At 42.0% G+C, this 24,749-nt stretch carries 20 protein-coding genes; 17 read left to right on the forward strand and 3 right to left on the reverse strand.

Features of this window, described 5'->3' with window-relative positions:
* The first annotated feature begins 3 nt into the window (after positions 1-3).
* The 17 genes from BFO_RS14075 (at position 4) to BFO_RS08150 (ending at position 21,267) form a co-directional block, all read left to right on the forward strand.
* Positions 4-477, forward strand: a complete 474-nt coding sequence (locus tag BFO_RS14075; RefSeq protein WP_157755302.1) for a hypothetical protein — start codon at positions 4-6, stop codon at positions 475-477.
* Between the two features lie 60 nt (positions 478-537).
* The gene (locus tag BFO_RS08075) at positions 538-6,636 is read left to right on the forward strand and encodes an FG-GAP-like repeat-containing protein (RefSeq protein WP_080561795.1); all 6,099 of its coding nucleotides are present in this window, start codon (positions 538-540) and stop codon (positions 6,634-6,636) included.
* A gap of 8 nt (positions 6,637-6,644) precedes the next feature.
* Positions 6,645-7,283, forward strand: coding sequence for a hypothetical protein (locus tag BFO_RS08080; RefSeq protein WP_041590794.1), 639 nt, complete (start codon positions 6,645-6,647; stop codon positions 7,281-7,283).
* Positions 7,284-7,417: 134 nt separating this feature from the next.
* A complete protein-coding gene (locus tag BFO_RS14440; protein ID WP_052299253.1) occupies positions 7,418-9,364 on the forward strand; it encodes an RHS repeat domain-containing protein in 1,947 nt (648 codons plus the stop codon).
* A gap of 1 nt (position 9,365) precedes the next feature.
* Positions 9,366-10,175 (forward strand): hypothetical protein, encoded by an 810-nt coding sequence (locus BFO_RS08090; protein WP_014225193.1) that lies wholly within the window; start codon positions 9,366-9,368, stop codon positions 10,173-10,175.
* Positions 10,176-10,259: 84 nt separating this feature from the next.
* On the forward strand, positions 10,260-12,146 hold the full coding sequence (locus tag BFO_RS08095) for an RHS repeat domain-containing protein (protein ID WP_014225194.1): 1,887 nt from the start codon (positions 10,260-10,262) through the stop codon (positions 12,144-12,146).
* A 99-nt stretch (positions 12,147-12,245) separates the two neighbouring features.
* Positions 12,246-12,803 carry a hypothetical protein gene (locus tag BFO_RS08100; protein ID WP_041590796.1) on the forward strand — a complete coding sequence of 186 codons (558 nt, stop codon included), beginning with the start codon at positions 12,246-12,248 and terminating at the stop codon, positions 12,801-12,803.
* A 60-nt stretch (positions 12,804-12,863) separates the two neighbouring features.
* Positions 12,864-14,315, forward strand: a complete 1,452-nt coding sequence (locus BFO_RS14445; protein ID WP_014225196.1) for an RHS repeat domain-containing protein — start codon at positions 12,864-12,866, stop codon at positions 14,313-14,315.
* Positions 14,316-14,319: 4 nt separating this feature from the next.
* The gene (locus BFO_RS08110) at positions 14,320-14,790 is read left to right on the forward strand and encodes a hypothetical protein (protein WP_014225197.1); all 471 of its coding nucleotides are present in this window, start codon (positions 14,320-14,322) and stop codon (positions 14,788-14,790) included.
* Positions 14,778-16,682 carry an RHS repeat domain-containing protein gene (locus BFO_RS08115; RefSeq protein ID WP_014225198.1) on the forward strand — a complete coding sequence of 635 codons (1,905 nt, stop codon included), beginning with the start codon at positions 14,778-14,780 and terminating at the stop codon, positions 16,680-16,682. Before BFO_RS08110 ends, BFO_RS08115 begins: the two co-directional genes overlap by 13 nt.
* The gene (locus BFO_RS08120; RefSeq protein ID WP_014225199.1) at positions 16,682-17,431 is read left to right on the forward strand and encodes a hypothetical protein; all 750 of its coding nucleotides are present in this window, start codon (positions 16,682-16,684) and stop codon (positions 17,429-17,431) included. Before BFO_RS08115 ends, BFO_RS08120 begins: the two co-directional genes overlap by 1 nt.
* Entirely contained in the window at positions 17,428-17,775 is a 348-nt protein-coding gene (locus tag BFO_RS08125) for a hypothetical protein (protein WP_244262898.1), read from the forward strand. The genes BFO_RS08120 and BFO_RS08125 overlap by 4 nt, the downstream gene beginning before the upstream one ends.
* A gap of 98 nt (positions 17,776-17,873) precedes the next feature.
* Complete coding sequence (locus BFO_RS08130) at positions 17,874-18,317, forward strand: hypothetical protein (protein WP_041590798.1); 444 nt, start codon at positions 17,874-17,876, stop codon at positions 18,315-18,317.
* Positions 18,318-18,447: 130 nt separating this feature from the next.
* Positions 18,448-19,257 carry a hypothetical protein gene (locus BFO_RS08135; RefSeq protein ID WP_014225202.1) on the forward strand — a complete coding sequence of 270 codons (810 nt, stop codon included), beginning with the start codon at positions 18,448-18,450 and terminating at the stop codon, positions 19,255-19,257.
* A 730-nt stretch (positions 19,258-19,987) separates the two neighbouring features.
* Positions 19,988-20,569: a hypothetical protein gene (locus tag BFO_RS08140; protein ID WP_014225204.1), complete on the forward strand. Its 582-nt coding sequence runs from the start codon at positions 19,988-19,990 to the stop codon at positions 20,567-20,569.
* A gap of 30 nt (positions 20,570-20,599) precedes the next feature.
* Complete coding sequence (locus BFO_RS08145) at positions 20,600-20,827, forward strand: hypothetical protein (protein WP_014225205.1); 228 nt, start codon at positions 20,600-20,602, stop codon at positions 20,825-20,827.
* Positions 20,827-21,267, forward strand: a complete 441-nt coding sequence (locus BFO_RS08150; protein WP_014225206.1) for a nucleoside deaminase — start codon at positions 20,827-20,829, stop codon at positions 21,265-21,267. Before BFO_RS08145 ends, BFO_RS08150 begins: the two co-directional genes overlap by 1 nt.
* Positions 21,268-21,277: 10 nt before the next feature.
* Here BFO_RS08150 and BFO_RS08155 read toward each other — a convergent pair whose 3' ends face one another.
* The 3 genes from BFO_RS08155 to trmD all read right to left on the reverse strand — a co-directional run bounded on the left by BFO_RS08155 (position 21,278) and on the right by trmD (position 24,605).
* Positions 21,278-22,888 carry a DUF6377 domain-containing protein gene (locus tag BFO_RS08155; RefSeq protein ID WP_014225207.1) on the reverse strand — a complete coding sequence of 537 codons (1,611 nt, stop codon included), beginning with the start codon at positions 22,886-22,888 and terminating at the stop codon, positions 21,278-21,280.
* Positions 22,889-22,980: 92 nt separating this feature from the next.
* Positions 22,981-23,883, reverse strand: coding sequence for a CPBP family intramembrane glutamic endopeptidase (locus BFO_RS08160; protein WP_041590800.1), 903 nt, complete (start codon positions 23,881-23,883; stop codon positions 22,981-22,983).
* Positions 23,884-23,930: 47 nt separating this feature from the next.
* The gene (trmD, locus tag BFO_RS08165) at positions 23,931-24,605 is read right to left on the reverse strand and encodes a tRNA (guanosine(37)-N1)-methyltransferase TrmD (protein ID WP_041590801.1); all 675 of its coding nucleotides are present in this window, start codon (positions 24,603-24,605) and stop codon (positions 23,931-23,933) included.
* Between the last annotated feature and the right edge of the window lie 144 nt (positions 24,606-24,749).

The following is a 24,749-nucleotide window of genomic DNA, read 5'->3' on the forward strand; positions in this document are numbered from 1 at the left end:
ATCATGAAAATAAGGGTATTTATAAGAAAGTGTACATTCTTTATTTCTTTGATGTTTATTGTTTGTCGATTATCGGCACAGCAAAATCAAAAAAAAGAAATAGAAAAGGATCGTACGATGGAACAAGAGGCGGACAGCAGTTCAACTCTCACACAGCTCAGGTCGTGTGTTAACAGTTTCATCCATCAAACGATTTCATCTTCCCAGACCGTGTACGGATGTAATAATTTAACGGTTAGTGAAGTGAAGATATTGAGCGGGGGAGAGCTATCTCTCATGGCGCCGGGTGAAATAATTATCAATGGTGTTTTTGATGTGATGAAAGGAGGGGTACTGAATGTTGGTACTGCAGTAAATCCTCCTCCTCCCCCACAGCCTACACCTTCAACTTTTCAATATTTGTATGATGCATCCGGTAATCGAGTTACTCGTCGTCTTGGTTCTGTGAAAAGAACCGAAGATGAACATAACAGATGAAAGACATGTTGAAATAAATTTATAAAAAACTTTTCATTTGTTGATTTTATTAGATTGAATATGAGAATAATAAATATATCCATAGAGATAATATGTACCTGCCTTATCATTGGAGTGACAGGCTATGCACAGAAGACAAATGTTTATGCGGCAGGGAACGAGGCTTCTTCGGACAATTATGATCCATCCGGATATCGTATATGGGGAAACTATCGCAATGAGACAAGTGATGCCAATGAGTTAGACGCTCGGCAACTACCCTCCTTCTATTACAAGATATTAAAAAACAGGTTAGAAAACAACTATTCACCGGAAGAGAAAAGAACCTTTGCACCTGCACCCTTGTCAAGAGGTATGGCTGTCGGTTCAACAGCCGGTATGGCTGAAATTACTCTCACGGGAGCCGCTAATTATAGTGTTCCGATCGAAGTTCCGGAGGGTATTGCCGGATTTAAGCCTGAGGTATCCGTTCGGTATAGTAGTCAATCGGGGGTCGGTTTATTGGGATACGGGTGGAATTTGTCGGCATTTTCCGTCATATCACGCAGTGGTAAGACATTCTATCATGATGGGATGTCAAAAGCTCCTGCGTTATCGTATGAAGATAACGTGATGTTGGACGGACAAAGGCTGATGTTGATTTCCGGGCAGAATCTGATGAACGGAGCTAAATACAGGCTGGAAAATGATCCGACGATAGATATTACGTATAAGATGATCGGTTCATTCCAGGGATTTACAGTAAGAAGTAAGGATGGAACAATAAGAGAATTCGGTGTTACCTCAGATTCAAACATCGAAACCCCGGGTGGGGCTACTTTATGTTGGTTGTTATCTCGGGTAGTTGATAAACAAGGAAATGTAATCTCTTATCAATATGAAGAGACCGTAAACAATGGAGAGTTCTATCTAAACCGTATAGAATATGCATCCGGGCGCAGCGTCCGGTTTTCATACGAAACAAGAAAAGATAAGCAAACAGGATATTATGCAGGAGCGGTATTAAACAGCAACAAAATTCTGAAAAATATATCTACCTATATCGGTCAGATGCAGTTTAAGCAATATCAGTTTAATTACAATACGTACGAGAACGGCCTTTATACTCAATTGACGGAGATTATTGAAAGCGGACAAAATGGCCAGAGATATAATCCGACCCGCATATATTATGGTTATCCGGATCCATATAAAAATGAGGATATTGTTACTTTGTCGGAACATCGAAAAGGAAATAAGCCGCTGTTTGCCGATTTTAACGGCGATGGACGTATGGATTTTCTGTCGTATCCGGAAGAATTATCGGATAATCCGAAAGAAGATGTAGCCACCTTGTTTTTATCGCTTCACGGACTTGGCGGAACGTATTTTGCCAAGAAATGTACGATCCCGATGCGTGCTTTCGGAGAATTTCGATATTTTATGTTGGCAGACGTGAACGGCGATAAGAAGATGGATGTCATTCATGTTTCCAGAGCGGATAATGGAACGGAACGCTATAACTATTATGTGTTTGACGGAGAGAAGCTCGTGTATCAATATAAGGGTTTTAATACACATGGAGACGAAGCATTTGTCGGAGATTTTGATGGGGATGGGAGGCATGATATTTTAATTAAAAACAATTCGAAGGTGTATGATGGCGAAGGACGTGAGATTGCCTCGGGAGGCATTACCGACTGGGGATCGGATTATATTAAGTATTACTATCCGAACAGTAGATATATATGTGATTTGAATGGAAACGGAAAGTCGGAATTATTAGTCATCGACAAGCATGGAGCTAAAGTTTATGAGTTGAATGAACGGCAGTTTGTGGAATTGCCGGAATTCAGGACCTCCCAGATAAAAAATTACTATTTCCCTTATTTCGGCGACTTTAACGGAGACGGTAAAACGGATGTCTTGATACAGCGATGGCACCAGGGAGATTATGACGATGTAAGTATCCTTTTTTCAACCGGAAAAGGATATGTAAAACAGGATGTTTTAAATGCGGATATTCGAGCTAAAGTATTTGTGGCAGATTTTAACAAAGATGGGAAATCGGATATTTTTCATATGGAGATCGTAAATAATGCTGTCAGAATGAAGGTGGGGATTTTTCACGGAAATGGCTTTCATACCACTTATCACTCATCGAATTTACGACTTGAAGATGTCTATTTATCATATAATAATATCGAATATGATCATTATCTGTTTCAAGTAGCTGATTTTGATGGGGATGGCAGTTCGGAGTTCTGTTGTGCCCGTCATATGAATGCTTACATTATCAGGTCTTTTTCCGATCCTCAGAATCTGCTTGTGGAAACAATCTCGGATGGATTAGGTGCATATACTTCATTTCAATATGCCCCGATAACAAGTAATTCCGTTTGTACCGTCACGGGAAATAACGAAGCTTTTCCCGTAACCGACAGTCGATTCCCTCTATATGTAGTCAGCAATATCACACAGAGTACGGGAGGGTATTCCGAAACGACAAGATATCGATATAAAGACCCTCGTAGCCATATGCAGGGAAAAGGATTTCTGGGATTCGGCGAAGTGGAATCGATAGATGATAATAAAGACCGAAAAGTAATTACTACATACGGATACGAGAAGAATTATTTTTATCCTTATATGAAGGAGCAGCAGGTCACGACACGTTCCGGGACGAAAATCGCGACTTCGGTATATGAAAACTCATACGTCTATAATGATTCCAAACGAGTTGTCCCCTATGTGCGGAAAAGCACGACCACCGATCATCTGACAGGAGTGGTGAAGACTACCGAATGCACTCAAGTCGATGCATGGGCCAACCCGTTAAAGATCGTTACACGCCATGGAAATGATGTAACTGAAACGGTTACGACATCTTATATTAACAGTGAAGCAGAGAATCGGTGGATCATCGGCCTGCCTCAATCTGTAGAAAAGAGAGTAACCAAAGAGATGGGAACATGGATAGACAAGCAGATATTTACGTATAATGCCGGATATTTGCCCCAGAAAATAGTCAATTTTACAGGGGATGGGAACAAACAGACATCAGAAGATGTTTTTGATTATGACAGATACGGAAATATGATTACGCATTCGACACGCGCCTATGCATCGCCTCATGTATTGACGACGAAAAAGGAATACTCGTCCGACGGTCTGTATATGCTTAGAACCATCGACCCGTTGTCGAGAGTAACGACTTATACCTATAATTCGTCCGGACAGCTTGCTTTAACAAAAGATTTCCTGAATACTACGACTGCGTATGAATATGATGGTATGGGAAGACAGGTAAAAACTGTCTATCCGGATCAAACCCAGTCGTCGGTTGTTTATTCATGGGAGAATGCTGTTGCAAGCAGCGTGTATGGTATGACGGAGACGCTCACGGGAAAACCGGAACGAAAAATATATTTCGATGCCTTCGGAAGAAAAGTAAGAGAGTGCATCCGGCAAACGGATGGACAGGACGTATGTACGGATACGAAATATGACAATGCCGGCCGTGTCTCCCAGGAATCATTGCCTTTTAAAGGAGGTGCCGCTTCAAAATGGAATACTTATGGATACGACGGCTACGGCCGACTTTCCCAACAGACCCATGCTTCCGGAAAAACGACGACTTATACGTATGCCGGAAACAGTATTACGGAAACAAAAAACGGGATATCTCATAAAAGTGTCTATAATGCAATGGGTGAACAGGTCAGTGTTACGGATCCTGCCGGTACCATTACTTATACGTTGCGTCCCGATGGCCAGCCGGTAACGATCACAGCTCCGGGAAATGTCAAAACCACCTTTTCTTATGACGCTTACGGGCGACAGACCGCTATACATGATCCGAGCGCCGGTAATCGCACCTTCGCTTACGATGCTTCAGGCAATCTTCAGCGCGAAACGGATGCCGACAATCGTGTCAAGACGATGAGTTATGATGTATATGGGAGGCTTACGTCGAAGGTGTTACCCGAGTTTACTACCTCGTATGCATATAACGGCTATGGACAACTGACGACGGAGACTTCAAACAATGGAATATCATCCGTATACGAATATGACAGTTACGGAAGATTGGCCAAAGAGCGCAATAATGTCCCCGACGGTAAATGGCTTGAAAAAACATATACGTATGCCGCAGGGAATCTTGCGTCTGTTCGTTACGCATCACAGTCGGGGGCTATCGGTACGGAAACATATGCCTACTCGCATGGCCATATGAACGGTATCCGCTGGGGAAGCAGCCCTGTATGGACACTCAATGCGGAAAATCCGTTCAGCCAGCCTTTGTCGGTTACGACAGGGCCGGTAACGCGTACTTATACGTACGATGTCTATGGGATTCCGACGGGCCGGACCGCTCAATCAACAGCCGGGGGTACGTTCTTGAATTCCTCTTACCGTTTTGATGTGGCAAGAGGGAATTTGACTTATCGGAAAGATAACCGGAGGGACAAACAGGAAAACTTTACGTACGACAATCTGAATCGTCTGAAAACGTATGGAGGCATCGTTATGGATTATGACCCGAAAGGGAATATTACGAAAAAAGGCGATGTGGGTACATTCCATTATCAGACGCCGCATAAGCCTTACGCCCTCTCCGGTGCGGACATAGGCACAAATAAAGTAATCCCTCCGAGAGAGCAGATTATACGATATACTTCATTTGATCGACCGTCCGTCATTACCGAAAACGGCTACGAAGCCTCGTTTATATATAATGCCTCGGGCGATCGCCAAAAGATGACGGTAAAGAAGGGTGGCAAACCGTTCTATACGCGTTACTATCTTGGTGGACGTTACGAAACGGACGTTATGGGAAATTCTCAAAAACACCGGCTTTATATCGGTGGGGACGCTTATACGGCTCCGGCCGTGTATATGAATACGGGGAACGGTTGGGCGCTGTATTATATCTGTCGCGATTATCTTGGGACTATGACTCATCTTGTAGCGAGTAACGGAACGGTTGTTCAGGAGCTGAGTTATGATGCGTGGGGATGGCAGCGTAATCCGGAGACGCATGCCGTCTATCTTCCCGACAACGAGACGGAATTACTGCTTGGTCGCGGTTATACGGGTCATGAACATCTTCCGATGTTCGGGTTGATCAATATGAACGCCCGTTTATATGATCCCGTTCTCGGCCGCTTTCTTAGTCCCGACCCGTATGTGCAGATGCCGGATTTTTCACAGAACTTCAACCGGTATTCGTATTGTTTAAACAATCCGCTGGTGTATGTGGATGAGGATGGAGAATTCGTACATCTTATTATTGGAGCTGTAGTTGGAGGTGCCATAAATGTTATTGCCAATTGGAAGACCATACAACAAAAAGGATTTTGGGCGGGAGTTGGCTATTTTGGAGTAGGTGCTGGAGTAGGCGCTTTATCTGCTGCTGGAGGTGCATGGGTTGCCACAACTTTTAAAGCTGTCGGTGTTGCAGCTGGAGCTGGAGTAGGGGCTGTATCAGGTGGTATAATTGGAGGAGGAAGTAGTTTCATTTTGAACGGAGGAAATAACTTGATTGCCGGTAATAACTTCTTCGACGATTGGAAATCAAGTTTAGCATCCGGAGCTATAGGAGGAGCAATATCTGGTGGTATTGGTGGAGGAATAAAAGGTTATAACAACGCAAAAAAGTTAGGAGCAAATCGTTGGACAGGATATAAAGCGACTCATAGAGGACATTTTTCCATTGCATCAAAAACAGGGATTCTTCCACAACAAGATCCTACAAAACATTGTTATTCTGTTTCTGGTGAGTATGCAGATGCGGGACATAACAATTTCACAAGAACAGATTTTCAAAAAGCTGCAGCTCGACTAAATAACGGACTTGTTCCAAATGGTGCAGATATTGGACTCGTTGCTAGAGAAGCAGGCTTAAATGTAAATGTAGTGAAAATGGGGACATCTAATTTATTGCAGTTTGGTACAAACTTACAGCAAGGAACAATGGAAGGTATTCTTACAATTGGATCAAATCTTAATGCTGGTCATACTGTAAATGTGATATCTTTTGATGTAATTGAGAAATTAAATATTTTGGGAGGAGGGTCTAAATTCTTAATGAATAATACAAGGGTTTGGGATCCACTTACAGGTTCAGTAAAAAACTTAACTGAGAATATAATGAAATTTGTATTTATTAAATATTAAAGCTTGATATGAAAATAATAATCTTATTGATTTGTTACATTCTAATAGCTCCATTTAATTTGAAGTCCCAAATTAATCTTGACTCGTTCACAAGAAGCATTATAGAAGAATGTAAAACTCTTGAAAAGAAAAGGGAGTCTGGTATTGATAATTTCATGAAATATGGATACAAGAAAAGTCCTAAACTAAAGAATGACAGTATTTGTAAAATCCCTGTTTATACTATTTTTTCGAATAGCAGATTTGTTAATTCTGATAGAGTAAAAGATAGCTTATTTGTATATTTGAACCCTAAAAGTCTTTGTATTGATAATATTTTTTTTTATAAAGATAAGAGATTTGTTGCCGTTGCTCATCCAAGTTATGCAAACGTAAAAGATCAACCAATTGGTTTAAGCAATGCCCGAAATGCAAAATTAGCAGATATTATGATAAGGGAGAAACCCCAAATATTGTTTTCGCTATCTCAAAACGATAAGGTTTATTTTTTTATAGAAAACAATTCATTATTCTGTTATTTTTTTGACGAAAAGCTGAATAATTATACTCAGATGTCTCCAAAAGAGTTTTTAGATATTATAGATGAGTCTGAATTTTATTTCATGACCAACTTGGATAAACCTATTCCGTTAATTTATAGTAAGTGATATTAATCCTCACTTCTCGTGCGTTTTCCAACTTGAGGGAAAAAAGCAAAGGGGGGGGACACAAGCTAATAGGATAAAATTTATATGGTAGACTATATGCTGTTATCAAGAAAAGGTGTAGTTTCAAGTAGCAAATGAAACTATTAATGGAATCGGCAGGCATTGATTTCTTCGGACAAAGGAAGAGAAAACACTTCTCTATCCTTTGTTCTGAAGGGATAAAATCTCAATCGACAGCCGGGGGTACGTTCTTGAATTCCACTTACCGTTTTGATGCGTCGAGGGGGAATCTGACGTATCGGAAAGATAACCGGAGGAACAAACAGGAAAACTTTACGTACGACAATCTGAATCGTCTGAAAACGTATGGAGGCATCGTTATGGATTATGACCCGAAAGGGAATATTACGAAAAAAGGCGATGTGGGTACATTCCGTTATCAGACGCCGTATAAGCCGTACGCTCTCTCCGGTGCGGATATAGGCACAAATAAAGCAATCCCTCCGAGAGAGCAGTCGGTAAGATATACCTCATTTGAGCGACCGGCCGTCATTTCGGAAAACGGCTACGAAGCCTCGTTTATATATAATGCCTCGGGCGATCGCCAAAAGATGACGGTAAAGAAGGGTGGCAAACCGCTCTATACGCGTTATTATCTTGGCGGCCGTTACGAAATGGACGTTATGGGAAATTCTCAAAAACACCGGCTTTATATCGGTGGGGACGCTTATACGGCTCCGGCCGTGTATATGAATACGGGGAACGGTTGGGCGCTGTATTATATCTGTCGCGATTATCTTGGGACTATGACTCATCTTGTAGCGAGTAACGGAACGGTTGTTCAGGAGCTGAGTTATGATGCGTGGGGACGTTTGCGTAATCCGGAGACACATGCCGTCTATCTTCCCGACAACGAGACGGAATTACTGCTTGGTCGCGGTTATACGGGTCATGAACATCTTCCGATGTTCGGGTTGATCAATATGAACGCCCGTTTATATGATCCCGTTCTCGGCCGTTTCCTTAGTCCCGACCCATACGTGCAGATGCCGGACTTTTCGCAGAACTTCAACCGGTACTCGTATTGTTTGAACAATCCGCTGGTGTATGTGGATCAAGATGGAGAGATCGCCTGGTTCGTCCCTATTATTGTGGGGGCTATTATGAATGTCGCGATTCAAGGAATGTCTGGAAATATTAATAGCGCTGGAGATTTCTTTTTAGCAGCTGGAATTGGTTCTTTGGCAGGAGCTGCGGGAGGCTTTGCAGGACAAGCTGTCGCAGGATCATTAGGCATGGCATCCTCATTGGGAGGAGCTGTAGCTAAAGGGGCCTTAGTGGGGGCTTCAGGAGGCTTTGCGGGAGGTTTTGTTGGAGGAGCAGGTAACGCATGGGTGAGAGGAGCAAGGTTTGAACATGGTTTGCAAGTTGGCTTAGTTAGTGGTGCTTATGGGGCATTAGGTGGTGCATTAATAGGAGGAATTTCTGGGGGAATTCAATATCAAAGACAATTCTCTGTTTTTCAAAAAGGTTGTGTGGAACTTGGTGTTAATGGTGGGGATCCGGTACCTGCTACAGACCAATTCTTATCTGATGCTCAGAAAGTATGGTACAAAGATGCTCCAATGGGCAATGTGAAAACTTTTACAGTAGAGAATGTGCCAGAAAAACATTTAATAGGTTCTTATGAAGGATTAATTACGAATAATGCTCCTGGCAAAACAGTTCCAATTTCAGTAAATGGGATTCTCAATGGGAGGTCAAATGTTTATTTTAACAAAAATTTGGCATTTAGTAGTGCTAAGCAATTATTTTTTACTATGGGGCATGAATTTGTTCATGTGTCACAATTTGGAGAATTGGCAGGTGAAGCTCAACAAATTCTATTTAAAACAGGTTTTTCTGAGTTATTAGAATTTCATGCATACAGTTACCAACACTCTTTAGGTGGGGCACATCTTAATAGTTTTACACCTGATGTTACAAGAAGATTGGCTGAAAAATTTCCAATATATTTTCATTCTTTGAGTTTTACTAATTTTGGCTGGACTTCGTCAGCTTCTTTTATTTATCCGTTTTAATATGAAAGCGATAAGATTATATATTGGTTTGTGCATGTTTTTAGGCTTTAATGCACTTGTATCATCACAGAGTGTAAGTATTGAATTATCGGCAAAATGGGTCAAAGGATACGATATTTTCAAGAAAGATTCGATCATATACTTTCCTGAACTAATGATCACGTATAGAAATATATCGGATACGAGTTTTTATTTTCAGAAAGTCTCGGATAGTCGTTATGGATTACCCATTTTACCAAGAGAGGTAGGATTGTTACAATACCCGATTGAAGAGTATTTCAATCATTATTTTAAAAGGGCGAAAATGCATGGTGATTATACAGGTAAACATTATAAAGTAAAAATTGGAGAAAGTTCGTTCTTTAAGATGTGGAATGTTATAAATGATACGTCCAATATAGAAAGTGAAGAAGATGTAGATGTGACAAACTCTGATTTGTGCTATATATATGAATACATGTATCGTGAGAATTACGAGCAAATGGATACTCGTGACGAGTTCAAATTGTATTACACGATATCGGATATGGTACCGGAGGTCATATTAACTAAGTACAAAGACAAATTTGTTTTTTTGAAACCGGGAGAGAGCTATACGGATACGTATAACCTTATCGGATTTAAATTGTTAAAAGGGTCTTTTACTTTCTATATACGTCCACATTTGCCGCCTTATGTCTATACTGCTCCGATTTGGGACAGTCATCAATCGCAATACGTTGAAGGAAAGGCCTTATTACCTCGAATCGTGGGAGGGTATACATTATATTCCGGCAATTTTTACTCTAATAAAATAACAATGACCTTTTAAACATAGTCGATTGATAAAGTTTGTTTTGTGCTCAGTATCCGTTTGAGAAATTTATTTCTATTTTTGTGTAGTTTCAAGTAGCGAATGCAACTATTAACGGAATCGGCAGGCATTGATTTCTCCGGACAAAGGAAGAGAAAACACTTCTCTATCCTTTGTTCTGAAGGGATAAAATCTCAATCGACAGCCGGGGGTACGTTCTTGAATTCCACTTACCGTTTTGATGCGTCGAGGGGGAATCTGACGTATCGCAAAGATAACCGGAGGAACAAACAGGAAAACTTCACGTACGACAATCTGAATCGTCTGAAAACGTATGGAGGCATCGTTATGGATTATGACCCGAAAGGGAATATTACGAAAAAAGGCGATGTGGGTACATTCCGTTATCAGACGCCGTATAAGCCGTACGCTCTCTCCGGTGCGGATATAGGCACAAATAAAGCAATCCCTCCGAGAGAGCAGTCGGTAAGATATACCTCATTTGAGCGACCGGCCGTCATTTCGGAAAACGGCTACGAAGCCTCGTTTATATATAATGCCTCGGGCGATCGCCAAAAGATGACGGTAAAGAAGGGTGGCAAACCGCTCTATACGCGTTATTATCTTGGCGGCCGTTACGAAACGGACGTTATGGGGAATTCTCATAAACACCGGTTTTATATCGGCGGGGATGCTTATACGGCTCCGGCCGTGTATATGAATACGGGGAACGGTTGGGCGCTGTATTATATCTGTCGCGATTATCTTGGGACTATGACTCATCTTGTAGCGAGTAACGGAACGGTTGTTCAGGAGCTGAGTTATGATGCGTGGGGATGGCAGCGTAATCCGGAGACACATGCCGTCTATCTTCCCGACAACGAGACGGAATTACTGCTTGGTCGCGGTTATACGGGTCATGAACATCTTCCGATGTTCGGGTTGATCAATATGAACGCTCGTTTATATGATCCCGTTCTCGGCCGCTTTCTTAGTCCCGACCCGTATGTGCAGATGCCGGACTTCACCCAAAGCTTCAACCGGTACTCGTATTGTTTGAACAATCCGCTGGTGTATGTGGATCAAGATGGAGAGTTCATACATCTTATTATTGGAGCTGTAGTTGGAGGTGTTGTAAATTGGGCAACACACGGATTTCAATTTAATGCCAAAGGATTGGGGTCTTTTGCTGTTGGGGCAGCTGTGGGAACATTATCAGCATTGGGAGGTGCGTGGGTCGCTGCCACTTTTGAAGCAGGCGGTGTTGCTGCCGGTGCAGGAATCGGAGCTGTATCCGGAGGAGTAATAGGAGGCGGAAGTAGTTTCCTTTTGAACGGAGGAAATAACTTGATAGCCGGTAATAACTTCTTCGACAATTGGAAATCAAGTTTAGTATCCGGAGCTATAGGAGGAGCACTTTCTGGAGCCGTTTCCGGAGGTTTTGCCGGAGGAAAAGAAGCCTTAAGACAGGGAAAAAATGTTTGGTGGGGGAATGATGTGAAATATGGAAGAAATCAATGGTCTTTACTAAATACTGAAAAACCGTATCAAACGATTGATTTCGATATTTCAAATGTAGGATCGAAAAACTTGAATGATTGTGTTCCTACCACCTTTGCAGAACTGAATGAGCATTTCGGAGGCAATAAATCATACGATGATTATGTGAGAATTAGTAATTATATTGATGGAGAGGGCGTTAAAATGAGGCTGCGAGGGTATGACAATCTATTAAATAATAATTTTGAGTCAGTGCATTTTGACTATTTTAAACTTCAAAATCCGGAATATATGTTATCGGTAAAAAATCTGGGAAAAGTTATTTCAGTTCATATGCAACACGGAAAAATGTATCATGCAGATAATATTCGTTTTATAAAATTCTATTCCAATAAAGTCGTAGTTAATTTAAGAGTAGGAAATTATAGATTCACGAATCTCGTAAATAACACGAAATTTAGGGCTTGGTCTATTAGTGGAATAAAATAATCGTATGTTTTTTTGATATTTATGCTGAGATTAAGATATATAATAATGTTGCTCTCTCTATTTTCTTTGCAATATTTATATGGGCAAACACCTCTCTCATTGATTAAAGAAAAATATGGAGAATTAGATTCTATTCAATATTTAAACGACTTAAATGAAGCTGTTTTTCAATCTGTCATAAGAGATTTCGGGGAGCCTTTAGAAGATCATATCAAAGAAAGGACTAATTCGATAAGAAATGGGATAAGCGGCCAGACAATTAAATTTGTATTGAATGTTGAAATAGATACTGCTAAACTATATACTGATAGTTGTTTAATAATAAAAGATTTTAGGTTTAACTTTAATATTTATTGCTATGACAGTAAATTAAATCCAACTTATTATGTCTTTTTTGTAGATAACCAATTAGATATATATGGTACAATATATCCGACTTATTCCAAGCGATATGCAAAGCAAGTGAAATTTGCAATCAGACAAATTATTGGCAAAGATCCCCAATATATACTAGAATGTGCACATTTGCCTAATACGATTTTATATGTTAAAGATGATAACATATTTGTATATCGTGTTTTGCAGAAAGAAATATATCAATTAAATGATTATGTGGCAAAATTTAAAGATTCGAAGTATTTTTATGTGAGACAATAATATTGTAATAACAATTCTCCGGATTGATTGTGATAAATAATTGTAATAAGCAGATAATCAGTGTTCAGGAAGATAGTTGAGGCGATCAATACGCAGCTCGTTTCCGATGTCTGTCCGCTCTATACGCGTTACTACCTTGGTGGACGTTACGAAACGGACGTTATGGGGAGTTCACATAAACACCGGCTTTATATCGGTGGGGATGCTTATACGGCTCCGGCGGTGTATATGAATACGGGGAACGGTTGGTCGCTGTATTATATCTGTCGCGATTATCTTGGTAATATGACTCATCTTGTAAACCGTAACGGTACGGTTGTTCAGGAGCTGAGTTATGATGCGTGGGGACGGCAGCGTAATCCGGAGACGCATGCCGTCTATCTTCCCGACAACGAGACGGAATTACTGCTTGGTCGCGGTTATACGGGTCATGAACATCTTCCGATGTTCGGGTTGATCAATATGAACGCCCGTTTATATGATCCCGTTCTCGGCCGCTTTCTTAGTCCCGACCCGTATGTGCAGATGCCGGATTTTTCGCAGAACTTCAACCGGTATTCGTATTGTTTAAACAATCCGCTGGTGTATGTGGATGAGGATGGAGAAATAGCCTGGTTCGTCCCTGTTATTGTAGGGGCAGTGATAGGTGCTTATAGTGGAGGGGTTATTGCTAACGAAGGTCAATATAACCCTGTAAAATGGGATTACAACTCAGGTAAAACTTGGGGTTATATGTTTGGAGGTGCCGTCGTAGGTGGTGTAAGTGGCTATGCCGGTTGGGCGATAGCGAGTTCGGGTATGCCAATGGCAAACACGGCAGGAATAATATCTGCTTCGTTTGTAAATTCTGTTGGCACGCATATTTACACAGGAGGGCAAACACCAGTTTCAATGAGTTTAGGTGTTGCCTCTTATGATTTTACGAATGGTTCTTTTGGTCATCTCGGCAAAAAAGGCAACAAGTGGTATGAAAACTTGGGATATGGATTAGGGGCAATGGCGAATTTGAGTGATATATTAATGGGCTTTAAACCTCAAAAAGTTGATTTGGTTACTGAACACTCAGATGCGACCGGACATTCCGCTATTGTAGAAGAGGGGTCCGCGACAGCAACAGGATATGGCAATGGAAATCCTGCTTATGCTGATCCTAACGGTATAATTTCAGTTGGTCCGAATAGATATACTGACCCATATGGCAGTTGGCATTGGATGAAAGGAACAAACCTTTGGGACACTCACACAGGTGCAGGGGAAACCTATTGGAGGCAAACTTTAAATGTGAATAGGGGAACAATAACAAAATATGCTAATTGGTTAAATGCAAGAGAGACGATAGGTAAATTGCATTATAGTGTAGAGATTAGCAGTTGCGTTTCACATACTTCAAGAGCCTTGAATTTATCTGGAATTTTTAATATTGGGATACATCCATACTTATTAAACGCCCAAATGTATCTATGGAGTAATGGAATCAGACCTTGGACATTTTCTTATTTCTTAAATCAGTAAAAGAATGAAACAATTGTTTTTAATATTATGTATGTCTTTGATTTTTAATAATTTCTTAATGGGGCAAGAAAAGTTGATGGAAAATATATCCAAAGACATTTTGGATTGTCTTACAGAAGTGGGAAAGGATGCTGTGTCTACACTGAATGTTTGCGAAAGCAAGTATTTGAATTGTCGTTTTCAAAAAGACAAAGGTTCATTTGATTTTTCTAGTAAAAAAGTAGCGTTTTTCAAAGGTAATGCAGGTACAATAAAGAGTACAAAGAAAGATTTCTTTAATAAAGAAAAATATTTTATAGAAATAAAAGGTTTTTTTCCTGCGGGTTCGGTTCAGTTGATAATTTTTAATGACGATGAAGTAAAGCAGGTTGGATATGATGCTGTTATTGTTTCTTCAAGTAAAAGATTGCTTTCTGCAAAAGATGTAATTAAGAGATTGAACGGCGTAAATTCAAATAGCAAATGCAACTATTAACAGAATCGGCAGGCATTGATTTCTTCGGACAAAGGAAGAGAAAACACTTCTCTATCCTTTGTTCTGAAGGAATAAAATCTCAATCGACAGCCGGGGGCACGTTCTTGAATTCCACCTACCGTTTTGATGTGGCGAGGGGGAATCTGACGTATCGGAAAGATAACCGGAGGAACAAACAGGAAAACTTTACGTACGACAATCTGAATCGTCTGAAAACGTATGGAGGCATCGTTATGGATTATGACCCAAAAGGGAATATTACGAAAAAAGGCGATGTGGGTACATTCCATTATCAGACGCCGCATAAGCCTTACGCCCTCTCCGGTGCGGATATAGGCACAAATAAAGTAATCCCTCCGAGAGAGCAGATTATAAGATATACTTCATTTGATCGACCGTCCGTCATTACCGAAAACGGCTACGAAGCCTCGTTTATATATAATGCCTCGGGCGATCGCCAAAAGATGACGGTAAAGAAGGGTGGCAAACCGCTCTATACGCGTTACTACCTTGGTGGACGTTACGAAACGGACGTTATGGGGAGTTCACATAAACACCGGCTTTATATCGGCGGGGATGCTTATACGGCTCCGGCGGTGTATATGAATACGGGGAACGGTTGGTCGCTGTATTATATCTGTCGCGATTATCTTGGGACTATGACTCATCTTGTAGCGAGTAACGGAACGGTTGTTCAGGAGCTGAGTTATGATGCGTGGGGACGTTTGCGTAATCCGGAGACGCATGCCGTCTATCTTCCCGACAACGAGACGGAATTACTGCTTGGGCGTGGTTATACGGGTCATGAACATCTTCCGATGTTCGGGTTGATCAATATGAACGCCCGTTTATATGATCCCGTTCTCGGCCGCTTTCTTAGTCCCGACCCGTATGTGCAGATGCCGGACTTTTCGCAGAACTTCAACCGATATTCGTATTGTTTAAACAATCCGCTGGTGTATGTGGATGAAAGTGGGGAATATGCCATCATTGATGATATAATAGCGGCTGTTATTGGCGGCGTAGTCAATTTGGCTGTGAATATTGTTCAGGGAAATATAAAAGGAGATTTTTGGACTGTATTAGGCCATGGTGCTGCCGCATTTGGTTCGGGCGCTGTTGCGGGATTTGGTGCGTTATATCCTGAATTGGGAGGCTGGATATGGGGAGGAGCAACCGTTGGTGCTACAAATGCTTGGTTAGGAGGAGCAAAAGGATGGGATATAGCAATAGGAGGTGGTGTTGGAATCGTATCTTCGTATGCAGGAGGTATTGCCGGACAATGGGGAGCAAGATACCTCGGAGGTGCTATTATAAATGGAACAAGCATTAGTAGTCCTGTGCTGCAAGGAGCAATAACGGGGACAATTGGAGGGGCAACAGGAGGATATGCCGGTGGATTTGCTACAAATCTAATTTTGACTGGAAGCATAAAGGAAGCAAATCAAGCAGGGTTAAATGGAGCAATATTTGGAGCTCCTATAGGTGGAGTTTCAGGTTCGATGTCTGCATATAAGTATGCACGTCAAAATAACATGAATCCTTGGACAGGGAAACCTATTTCAACAAATCCAACATTTCAGTATGATTTTAGTTTAGATCCTTTTGGAGATAATGTTATATTATATAGAGGATTAACAGGAAGTGAAGGAAAGGAAGGTTTTCTTTTTATGACAGATAATCCTTCTTATGCAGAATCATATGTAAAAAATGGAGGAAAAGTTGTTTCTACAACAATATCCAGAGGAACGCTTTTTCGAATGCAAATGGACGGAGTTTTAACCATTGGAACACATCCTCAAATAAATGCTATAAATGGTATGTCTGGAATTGAATATATGTTCTATGATAAAGTTAAACCGCAAATTGTTTCACGATTTAAATATTGGTGATGGATAAAGTTAATATTGAAGAAAATATAATTGATCTATCAAAAAAGGTCATAGATGTATGGCGGAAGTATAGTGAAAATAATATATATTCACATGATATACAATTTGTAATCCGAGAAATAAAAGATGCCGATCAAACAGTTTCGGATATTGATTATTTGAAGAAGCATAGAATATATGTTGATAGCACTGTTTTAGCGGACAAAATATATTCGATACAATCTGAAATTACATGGGTTGATATACAATTATACAAAGTTACAAAAGCTAATGCTTTGTTTTTGGCTAAATTGATATTTGGAAAGGATGATGAGCAGGAAATTAAGTTTCATGGAGGATTGATGAATATTCTTCCTTTAAGTTTATCTGAGATAAAACAGAAAATATTAGAAGAAACACAAAAAGTATTAAGTATGGGAAGAGTAATGTGTACTAGTCATATATCAAATAATGTGTCGTATCTGAAACTTAAACAGTTTGCTCTTCGAGACAGTCCTGTAGAGAGAGAGCGAAAAAGGTATGATGTGTTTTGTGAAAAAAAATATGAAGATATAGATAATTTAGCAAAGGAAATTTACAGATATAGGAATACGCTATCGTGGATAGATTTATTGCTTTATTATACATCAGAGATAGAAACAATAATTATTATTGAAATTTTGTTATCCGACAAAAAAGGCGCACCAAGTTTTCATTGTTCCATCAAAAAGCCCCTAAATGTCAACAATGTAGTTTCAAGTAGCAAATGAAACTATTAATGGAATCGGCAGGCATTGATTTCTTCGGACAAAGGAAGAGAAAACACTTCTCTATCCTTTGTTCCGAAGGGATAAAATCTCAATCGACAGCCGGGGGCACGTTCTTGAATTCCACCTACCGTTTTGATGTGGCGAGGGGAAATCTGACTTATCGCAAAGATAACCGGAGGAACAAACAGGAAAACTTTACGTACGACAATCTGAATCGTCTGAAAACGTATGGAGGCATCGTTATGGATTACGACCCGAAAGGAATATTACGAAAAAAGGCGATGTGGGTACATTCCATTATCAGACGCCGCATAAGCCGTACGCTCTCTCTGGTGCGGATATAGGCACAAATAAAGTAAGCTTTATGCTCAAATGTATTTGTGGAGTAGGGGAATAAAAGCTGATTTATACTTGTATTATTTAAGAAATTCATATAGAAATAATGAACACACTAATTTTTATTTTGTTAGCTATGCTAACTTCTTCGAATGAACTAGAGGCTCAATTACCTCAAACGTCGATAATTGAGGGTGATGTATATATATATGATTACGCGATGAAAAAGCATAATCAAGCACATATCGGATTTATCGTTATAAATAATGACTTGATTGTTCAAGACCTTTCTTTTATAGTAAATTTCTCAAAAAGTAAAGTGAAAAATGTATGTAGAAGAGATCGTGTAGTAACAAAGATACTTCGATATTCAAAAAGAGAAGACAGTAATATCTTGACTGAAAGAAATGCGTTTTTATGCTATAACAGTGAGAATTTTATCCGCAGGGGAAAACAAATACCAGACTATATTTATAAAATGATATCCTCGTCTTTTTTGGAAATGACCAATAAGGAACGATTGAATGTGTTAAATGAACTTTCAATGTGAAATAGCAGGTGTGGACTCTGAAAATTTATGCCTTTGTAGTCTCAACTAATGAATGCAACTTTTTTTAAATTTGCATTCAAGTATTGCATTTGTGCGTTGAAACGATACATTTTTATTTATCCGTTTTAATATGAAAGCGATAAGATTATATATTGGTTTGTGCATGTTTTTAGGCTTTAATGCACTTGTATCATCTCAGAGTGTAAGTATTGAATTATCGGCAAAATGGGTCAAAGGATACGATGTTTTCAAGAAAGATTCGATCATATACTTTCCTGAACTAATGATCACGTATAGAAATATATCGGATACGAGTTTTTATTTTCAGAAAGTCTCGGATAGTCGTTATGGATTACCCTCTTTGCCCGCAGCTGGGTTATTACAATACCCAATTGAAGAATTTTTGAATCCTAATTATTTCAAAAGGGCAAAAATGCATGGTGATTATACAGGTAAACATTACAAAGTAGCAATTGGAAATAATTTATTTTCTAAAGGTTGGATTGCTATAAATGACACATGTAATATAGAAGTTGAACACGAAATTGACATGATAAACTCTGCATTGCAGAATATTTATGAATATATATATCGTGAGAATTACAAGCCAATGGATACTCGCGACGAGTTCAAATTGTATTACACGATATCGGATATGGTACCGGAGGTCATATTAACTAAGTACAAAGACAAATTTGTTTTTTTGAAACCGGGAGAGAGCTGTACGGATACGTATAACCTTATCGGATTTAAATTGTTAAAAGGCTCTTTTACTTTCTATATACGTCCACATTTGCCGCCTTATGTCTATACTGCTCCGATTTGGGACAGTCATCAATCGCAATACGTTGAAGGAAAGGCCTTATTACCTCGAATCGTGGGTGGGTATACATTATATTCCGGCAATTTTTACTCTAATAAAATAACAATTACCTTTTAAATTCGGTGTCGTCAATAAAACAAATATGCATATGAAGCAAGACAATCCGCTGGTAATTATTTATGCACTATGTTTTATGCTAATACTCTTTTTGATATCTGCATGCAAAGAGCCATATAGAGAGTATTTTATAGGTAAATGAACTTCGTCCGATTATGAAACGGAATTATATATAAAGTCTGATAGTTCTTTTATTGCTAAGAATTTTATTATTAATACAGTTGATGATAAAACCAAAAGAATAGATGGAAAAGGTATTTGGAGAGTAATTAAGTTTAGTAAGACTTTTAGATTAGAACTTATTTTTTATGAGCCGGAAATAGATTGCAATATATATTTTGACCATAGAGATAGTACGTATAAAAAACAATTGCACGGTGAAGAGTTATTTATCGAGAGACAAGTGTTTTTCGGATTAAATAAACCTTGGTATTGTTATCAAGCAATAGGAAATGAAGGTAATGAAAAGAGGTTGGTCTTTAGAAAAGATTAGGCCTTCCAGTAGTATAGAGATGTGTGGGTTATCCTTAAATTATAAACTCACTCGTTTAACCTGTCTTCATTTAAGAACAATATTTCTGAATGCTTTTGGATAGTATCAACATCAAATATAAATATTCGTCTTGGTCTTGGTGATGTATCTATCGAGAAAAGAGTTTTATTTCGTGTGTATAACGTAACATTTGAGCAATTTATTCCTATTTTTGTGTCATCAAAAAAGACGGATAAGATGTATTTGCTTGTATTGATTCAGAATAACGACGAGACGCCGTTGGCGTTGTTTGAACGGATAGAGGATGGGCGAAAATTTGTGCAATTCATCCCCGGTTATCGGAGGTGGGAAGAAGTTTCGGACGATGCGCGATGGGAATACGAGGCCTTCAGTCCCGCGGGATTGCCTGATTATATGGAGCTTTCGTATAACGGAAACCGTGTGCCGATTACAAAGTTTATGTTCCGCGACGAAGACGATGTGGAGATTATCTGGCGCAAGATTCCTTCTCTCGATCAACCCGGTCAGGGACTTGTAGACAGTCAGACACTTGTCGACGCGTACGTCATAGGAAATCATGAGTTGAAAGCGTATATCACCAAAAGGGAAGACACGTTCCGGCGAGTGAAAACGCTTCTTGAAAAGCGGGGCTATCGGGTAGACCGTTCGTTTCATGGCTCGCAAGACGGCGAAGCGATCGTCTACCAAAACAACGAAGGCGGCGACTGGCATTTCCTGATGCACATGGACCCGTCTTTTGTCGATCAGGCTCCTGCTGAGGAAGAAGCCTTCGAGCAATGGCTTGACGCGTCTTTGTGATAATGCCCGATTCTTTCTATCTTTGCCCGAATGAAAACGCGTCGTAAAGAAACAGAAACGCACGAAAAGAATCATCGGATACACCGTATTTCGTTTTTGCTCAACGAAGACGAGTATAAGGCCGTGGAGCGTCATCTGTCGAAATACAAGATTACGAACAAATCGAACTGGTATCGGAAGACGATTCTGAGCCATGTCCTCCGTGTGATGGAAGAAGATTATCCGACGCTCTTCAACGAAAACGAAATGCGTCGGTGATGAACTTGTTCGATGATGTGTATTTTATGAAGCAGGCGCTGCTCGAAGCGCGCGAGGCGGCCTCGGAAGGAGAGGTGCCGGTGGGAGCCGTGATTGTTTGCGGCGACCGGATCATTGCGCGTGCCCACAATCAGACGGAACGACTGAATGATCCGACGGCGCATGCCGAGATGCTTGCCGTAACGTCGGCAACGTCGGCGTTAGGCGCGAAGTACCTGACGGATTGCCGGCTGTATGTAACCGTCGAGCCGTGTGTGATGTGCGCGGGAGCCATCGGATGGGCGCAACTGGCCGTAGTCGTTTACGGTGCGCCGGACGAGAAACGTGGTTTCTCACGTTATGCTCCGCAGGCTTTCCATCCCAAAACGGAAGTGCGCAGCGGAGTTCTGGAAGAAGAATGCGCGGCCGAGATGCAAGCCTTCTTCCGTAAGCGCCGATAACGTTTCCCCTTCAACCGATCCGCATCACGGCGGCCTCGAACTCATTTTTATCTCCGACGGCTTTATTGCGCACCTTACTCCGGTAGTTGTAAATCGTTGTCAACGAGTATTGCAGAAACTCGGCGATGCGTGTGCTGTCCGTAATGCCGAGGCGGATCAGGGCGAAGATACGCAGTTCGGTATTGAGCAGGTCGCCCGGTTTGGGAGTGATGCGGTCTTTCTCGTTCAGCAGCTTGTTGAAGTCGGTCACGAAGTTGGGGAAAAGACTGAGGAACGTATGATCAAATTCGTTGTAAAACTCTTTGCGCTCCGCCTCGATAAACTCGTCCGATTTGATGGCCCTGAAAAGTTCTTCGAGCTTGGAGGTTGAAGCCAGCTTCGTCAACCTTCGGCGGTAGTGGTCGAGCTTGTCGATATACGCCGAGCAGCGGTTAATGTATTGTGCAATATATTCTTCCTTAATCAGGTTTGTTTCTTTGAGGGTGTTGTTGATGGTTTGCAGTTGCCGGTTGGCATCGGCCAGCGCCTGTCGAGCCACGGCCAGCTTCTTCATCTGTCGATAGACATAGATAATGGCGGCGACCAGACAGAGAGCCAGCAGGCTGACGCTGGCAAGCAGCAGGGTGATGGTACGTTGTTTCCGTTCGCTTCTGAGACGGTACGCCTTGTCGATGACGGGGAAGATTTCGGCCACTTCGATGGTGCGTGAGCGGGCGTTGCACGACTGAGCATCTTCGAGCGAACATTTCATGTACTCGTAAGCGCGGTCGATGTCGCCATCCTCATACAGCAGGAAAGCGAGTTTGCGCAGCGAGATATATTCTCTTACCGATGTCTTCAGATCGGCAATGGCTGAAAGGGTCAGGTAGTATTTTTGGTTCTCGCGATCGCCTTTCAGGGCGTATGCTTCGGAGAGCGTGTAAGCCAGAAAACGCATGCGCTCGGTGTTGCGGCATGTGTCGGTCACCGGTTTCAGCATGGCGATGGTCGCATCAAACTGCCCGTGAGTGTTGAAGCGATCGGCCTCGACGATCAGGGTGTTTATCTCTCCATGGGGCATAATGAACAGCAGCGAGTCGCGGTAGCGGTCGGCAGACTGCTGATAGGCGTTCTTCTCGTCGTTCGTCAGCGCGTAGTCCGCCATGTGTCCGTAAAGCGTACGGCTGTGATGGAAATAGCTTTGCAGCAGATCGCCCGAGAACGCATGACGGGGGATTTGATTCAGCGCGTCGAGGGCTTCCTTATACATCCCTGTGACGGTCATCACCCCGACACGGTTCAGTTGTGCCCGGTAACGGAAAGCATCGTCGGGCAATTGCCGGAGGAGACGTTCGCTCTCAAGGACATATCTCAGCGCCGAATCGGTTTGGTAGACGATGTACGTTTCGTACAGCCGGCTGCACCATTCGAACCGTTCCTGATCCGAAACGGCTTGCCGGAGCTTGCTTCTCAAACTGTCGATTCCTTTTTCCTTCTCGATATGATAGCGGCCTCGATCGCTGATCATACGGTCTAAATGCTTCAACCGACCGCTATGCTCGGCCAAAGAACCTGCCGCTTGCACGAGATGCGTCAGGCAGCATAAAGGCAGGATGATCTGTAAAAATCGTCTCATGTGCATCAGGGGCTGTCAAATTTCATCTGTAAAAGTAAGAAATTTTTGGGATATATGCCCGAAGGGCAGTGAAAAAAAGACAGTCAACCCTTTTCGTTTCATTCGGAAGAACGTTTCCCGAGCAGCAGGGTCAGCACGATGGCCAGGATGGAGACGGCGCTTGTGATCACGCCCCCTTCCGGTCCGAATGCTCCGCCGCTAAGCCATTCTTTCCCTTCAACGAGGCTCGAAGAGAAGAGGCTTGTCTCCATGATGTTCATTCCGCTCACAGGCATACCGTACAAATTACCCTGACTGAAGTTCCAGACCGAATGGATGGCACATACGCCCCATATATTGCCGGTTTTGAGCATGTATACGGCAAGGAAAACACCATATAGCACGAGATTGACGAACGCTAAAAGACCAAAACCGCTGTTAAAGAGATGCAGCACGGAAAAGGTGAAGGAACTGATCAGGATCGCGGCGATCGCGGGCAGCCGTGTCGACAGACTCATCATAAAGTAACCGCGTGTCAGGATTTCTTCCTGAGCGCCTTGAATAACAAACCCGAAGAAGAAAAGAAGAAGCATGGCGAGGCTTGCTTTGCTGTTCAGCCCGTCGAACGTGACGGAGCCGGTGGCGATAAGCGTCAAGTACACCGTACTGAAAAAGACGAATCCGACGGCTATTCCCTTCAAATAATGTATCCATGCGTCTTTACGGACAAATCCCATTGAGAACAAGCTGCGTCCTTCGGCAAAACGACAGTAGAGCACAACGACAAGCGCACTAAGCGCACAACTGAACAGAATGATCAACTTTTCGGTATCCATCGCCGAATCACCGGGGACGTTAGCATCTTTCAGCAGCAGGAAAAGAACGTATGGGAGAATCGTAGGGAGCAGTGAGGCGATGTAAATGCCGATAAAAAGGGGTATCTGCAACAATGGGTGTGGTTTGAACCGGCTTTCCCGGGCTGCCGCGACGAGCGGATGATCGTTCAAATGGAGTCGAATCATAAGGATAAATTATGATGTTTATGAGTTATAATACATTTGTTTATTGTTTATTTGAGCAAGTCGGGGCGCAGCTGCTCCGTACGTTCGTGAGCTTGTTGGAGACGCCATTCGGCGATTTTGCGTTCGTGTCCCGAGAGTAAGATGTCGGGCACCTTCCAGCCTTTGTATTCTGCAGGCCGTGTATAGACGGGCGGCGCAAGCAATCCGTCCTGAAACGAATCGGAGAGCGCGCTCTGTTCGTCGCCGATGACTCCCGGAATGAGCCGGATCGTCGCGTCAGCGATGATGGCTGCCGCCAACTCGCCTCCTGTCAGTACGTAGTCGCCGACCGAAATTTCCAGGGTGATCAGGTGTTCACGTATGCGGAAATCGATCCCCTTGTAATGCCCGCAAAGAATGATGATGTTTTGCAGCAGCGACAGGCGGTTGGCCATCGGCTGATCAAACATTTTCCCGTCGGGCGAAGTGTAGATCACCTCGTCGTAATCGCGTGCGGCTTTGAGCGCCGTGATCGCGCGGTCGACCGGTTCGATCTGCATTACCATGCCGGCTTCTCCTCCGAACGGGTAATCGTCTACCCGTCGCCATTTGTTCGTTGTGTAGTCTCGCAGGTTATGCAGGTGTATCTCTGCAAGCTGCTTGTCCTGCGCTCTCTTCAGAATGGAGCAGTTCATGCAGCCGTCAATCATTTCGGGGAGTACGGTCAGAATATCTATTCGCATCATAAAAAAGTTTGGGATACAGGCGCTTCCTGATGCCGTCGGGCATGTTCGGTTACCGACCTGTAGACGGCAAAGGTAGGAAAAAATGGCGGTTGGCGATTGGCGGTTGCCTATTAATTTTTATCTTTGCACATCTTTTTTTTT

Source organism: Tannerella forsythia 92A2 (assembly GCF_000238215.1).
In the GTDB taxonomy this organism is placed as follows: Bacteria; Bacteroidota; Bacteroidia; order Bacteroidales; family Tannerellaceae; genus Tannerella; species Tannerella forsythia.

Bases quoted from the DNA above. Each gene is read 5' to 3' on its own strand.
- BFO_RS08120 (WP_014225199.1), top strand. From the start codon at position 16,682: ATGGATAAAGTTAATATTGAAGAAAATATAATTGATCTATCAAAAAAG.
- BFO_RS08110 (WP_014225197.1), top strand. From the start codon at position 14,320: ATGAAACAATTGTTTTTAATATTATGTATGTCTTTGATTTTTAATAAT.
- trmD (WP_041590801.1), bottom strand. From the start codon at position 24,605: ATGCGAATAGATATTCTGACCGTACTCCCCGAAATGATTGACGGCTGC.
- BFO_RS08075 (WP_080561795.1), top strand. From the start codon at position 538: ATGAGAATAATAAATATATCCATAGAGATAATATGTACCTGCCTTATC.
- BFO_RS08115 (WP_014225198.1), top strand. From the start codon at position 14,778: ATGCAACTATTAACAGAATCGGCAGGCATTGATTTCTTCGGACAAAGG.
- BFO_RS08095 (WP_014225194.1), top strand. From the start codon at position 10,260: ATGCAACTATTAACGGAATCGGCAGGCATTGATTTCTCCGGACAAAGG.
- BFO_RS08150 (WP_014225206.1), top strand. From the start codon at position 20,827: ATGAACTTGTTCGATGATGTGTATTTTATGAAGCAGGCGCTGCTCGAA.
- BFO_RS08155 (WP_014225207.1), bottom strand. From the start codon at position 22,888: ATGCACATGAGACGATTTTTACAGATCATCCTGCCTTTATGCTGCCTG.
- BFO_RS14075 (WP_157755302.1), top strand. From the start codon at position 4: ATGAAAATAAGGGTATTTATAAGAAAGTGTACATTCTTTATTTCTTTG.
- BFO_RS08135 (WP_014225202.1), top strand. From the start codon at position 18,448: ATGAAAGCGATAAGATTATATATTGGTTTGTGCATGTTTTTAGGCTTT.
- BFO_RS08140 (WP_014225204.1), top strand. From the start codon at position 19,988: ATGTATTTGCTTGTATTGATTCAGAATAACGACGAGACGCCGTTGGCG.
- BFO_RS08080 (WP_041590794.1), top strand. From the start codon at position 6,645: ATGAAAATAATAATCTTATTGATTTGTTACATTCTAATAGCTCCATTT.
- BFO_RS08125 (WP_244262898.1), top strand. From the start codon at position 17,428: ATGAAACTATTAATGGAATCGGCAGGCATTGATTTCTTCGGACAAAGG.
- BFO_RS14440 (WP_052299253.1), top strand. From the start codon at position 7,418: ATGAAACTATTAATGGAATCGGCAGGCATTGATTTCTTCGGACAAAGG.
- BFO_RS08130 (WP_041590798.1), top strand. From the start codon at position 17,874: ATGAACACACTAATTTTTATTTTGTTAGCTATGCTAACTTCTTCGAAT.
- BFO_RS08160 (WP_041590800.1), bottom strand. From the start codon at position 23,883: ATGATTCGACTCCATTTGAACGATCATCCGCTCGTCGCGGCAGCCCGG.
- BFO_RS08145 (WP_014225205.1), top strand. From the start codon at position 20,600: ATGAAAACGCGTCGTAAAGAAACAGAAACGCACGAAAAGAATCATCGG.
- BFO_RS08090 (WP_014225193.1), top strand. From the start codon at position 9,366: ATGAAAGCGATAAGATTATATATTGGTTTGTGCATGTTTTTAGGCTTT.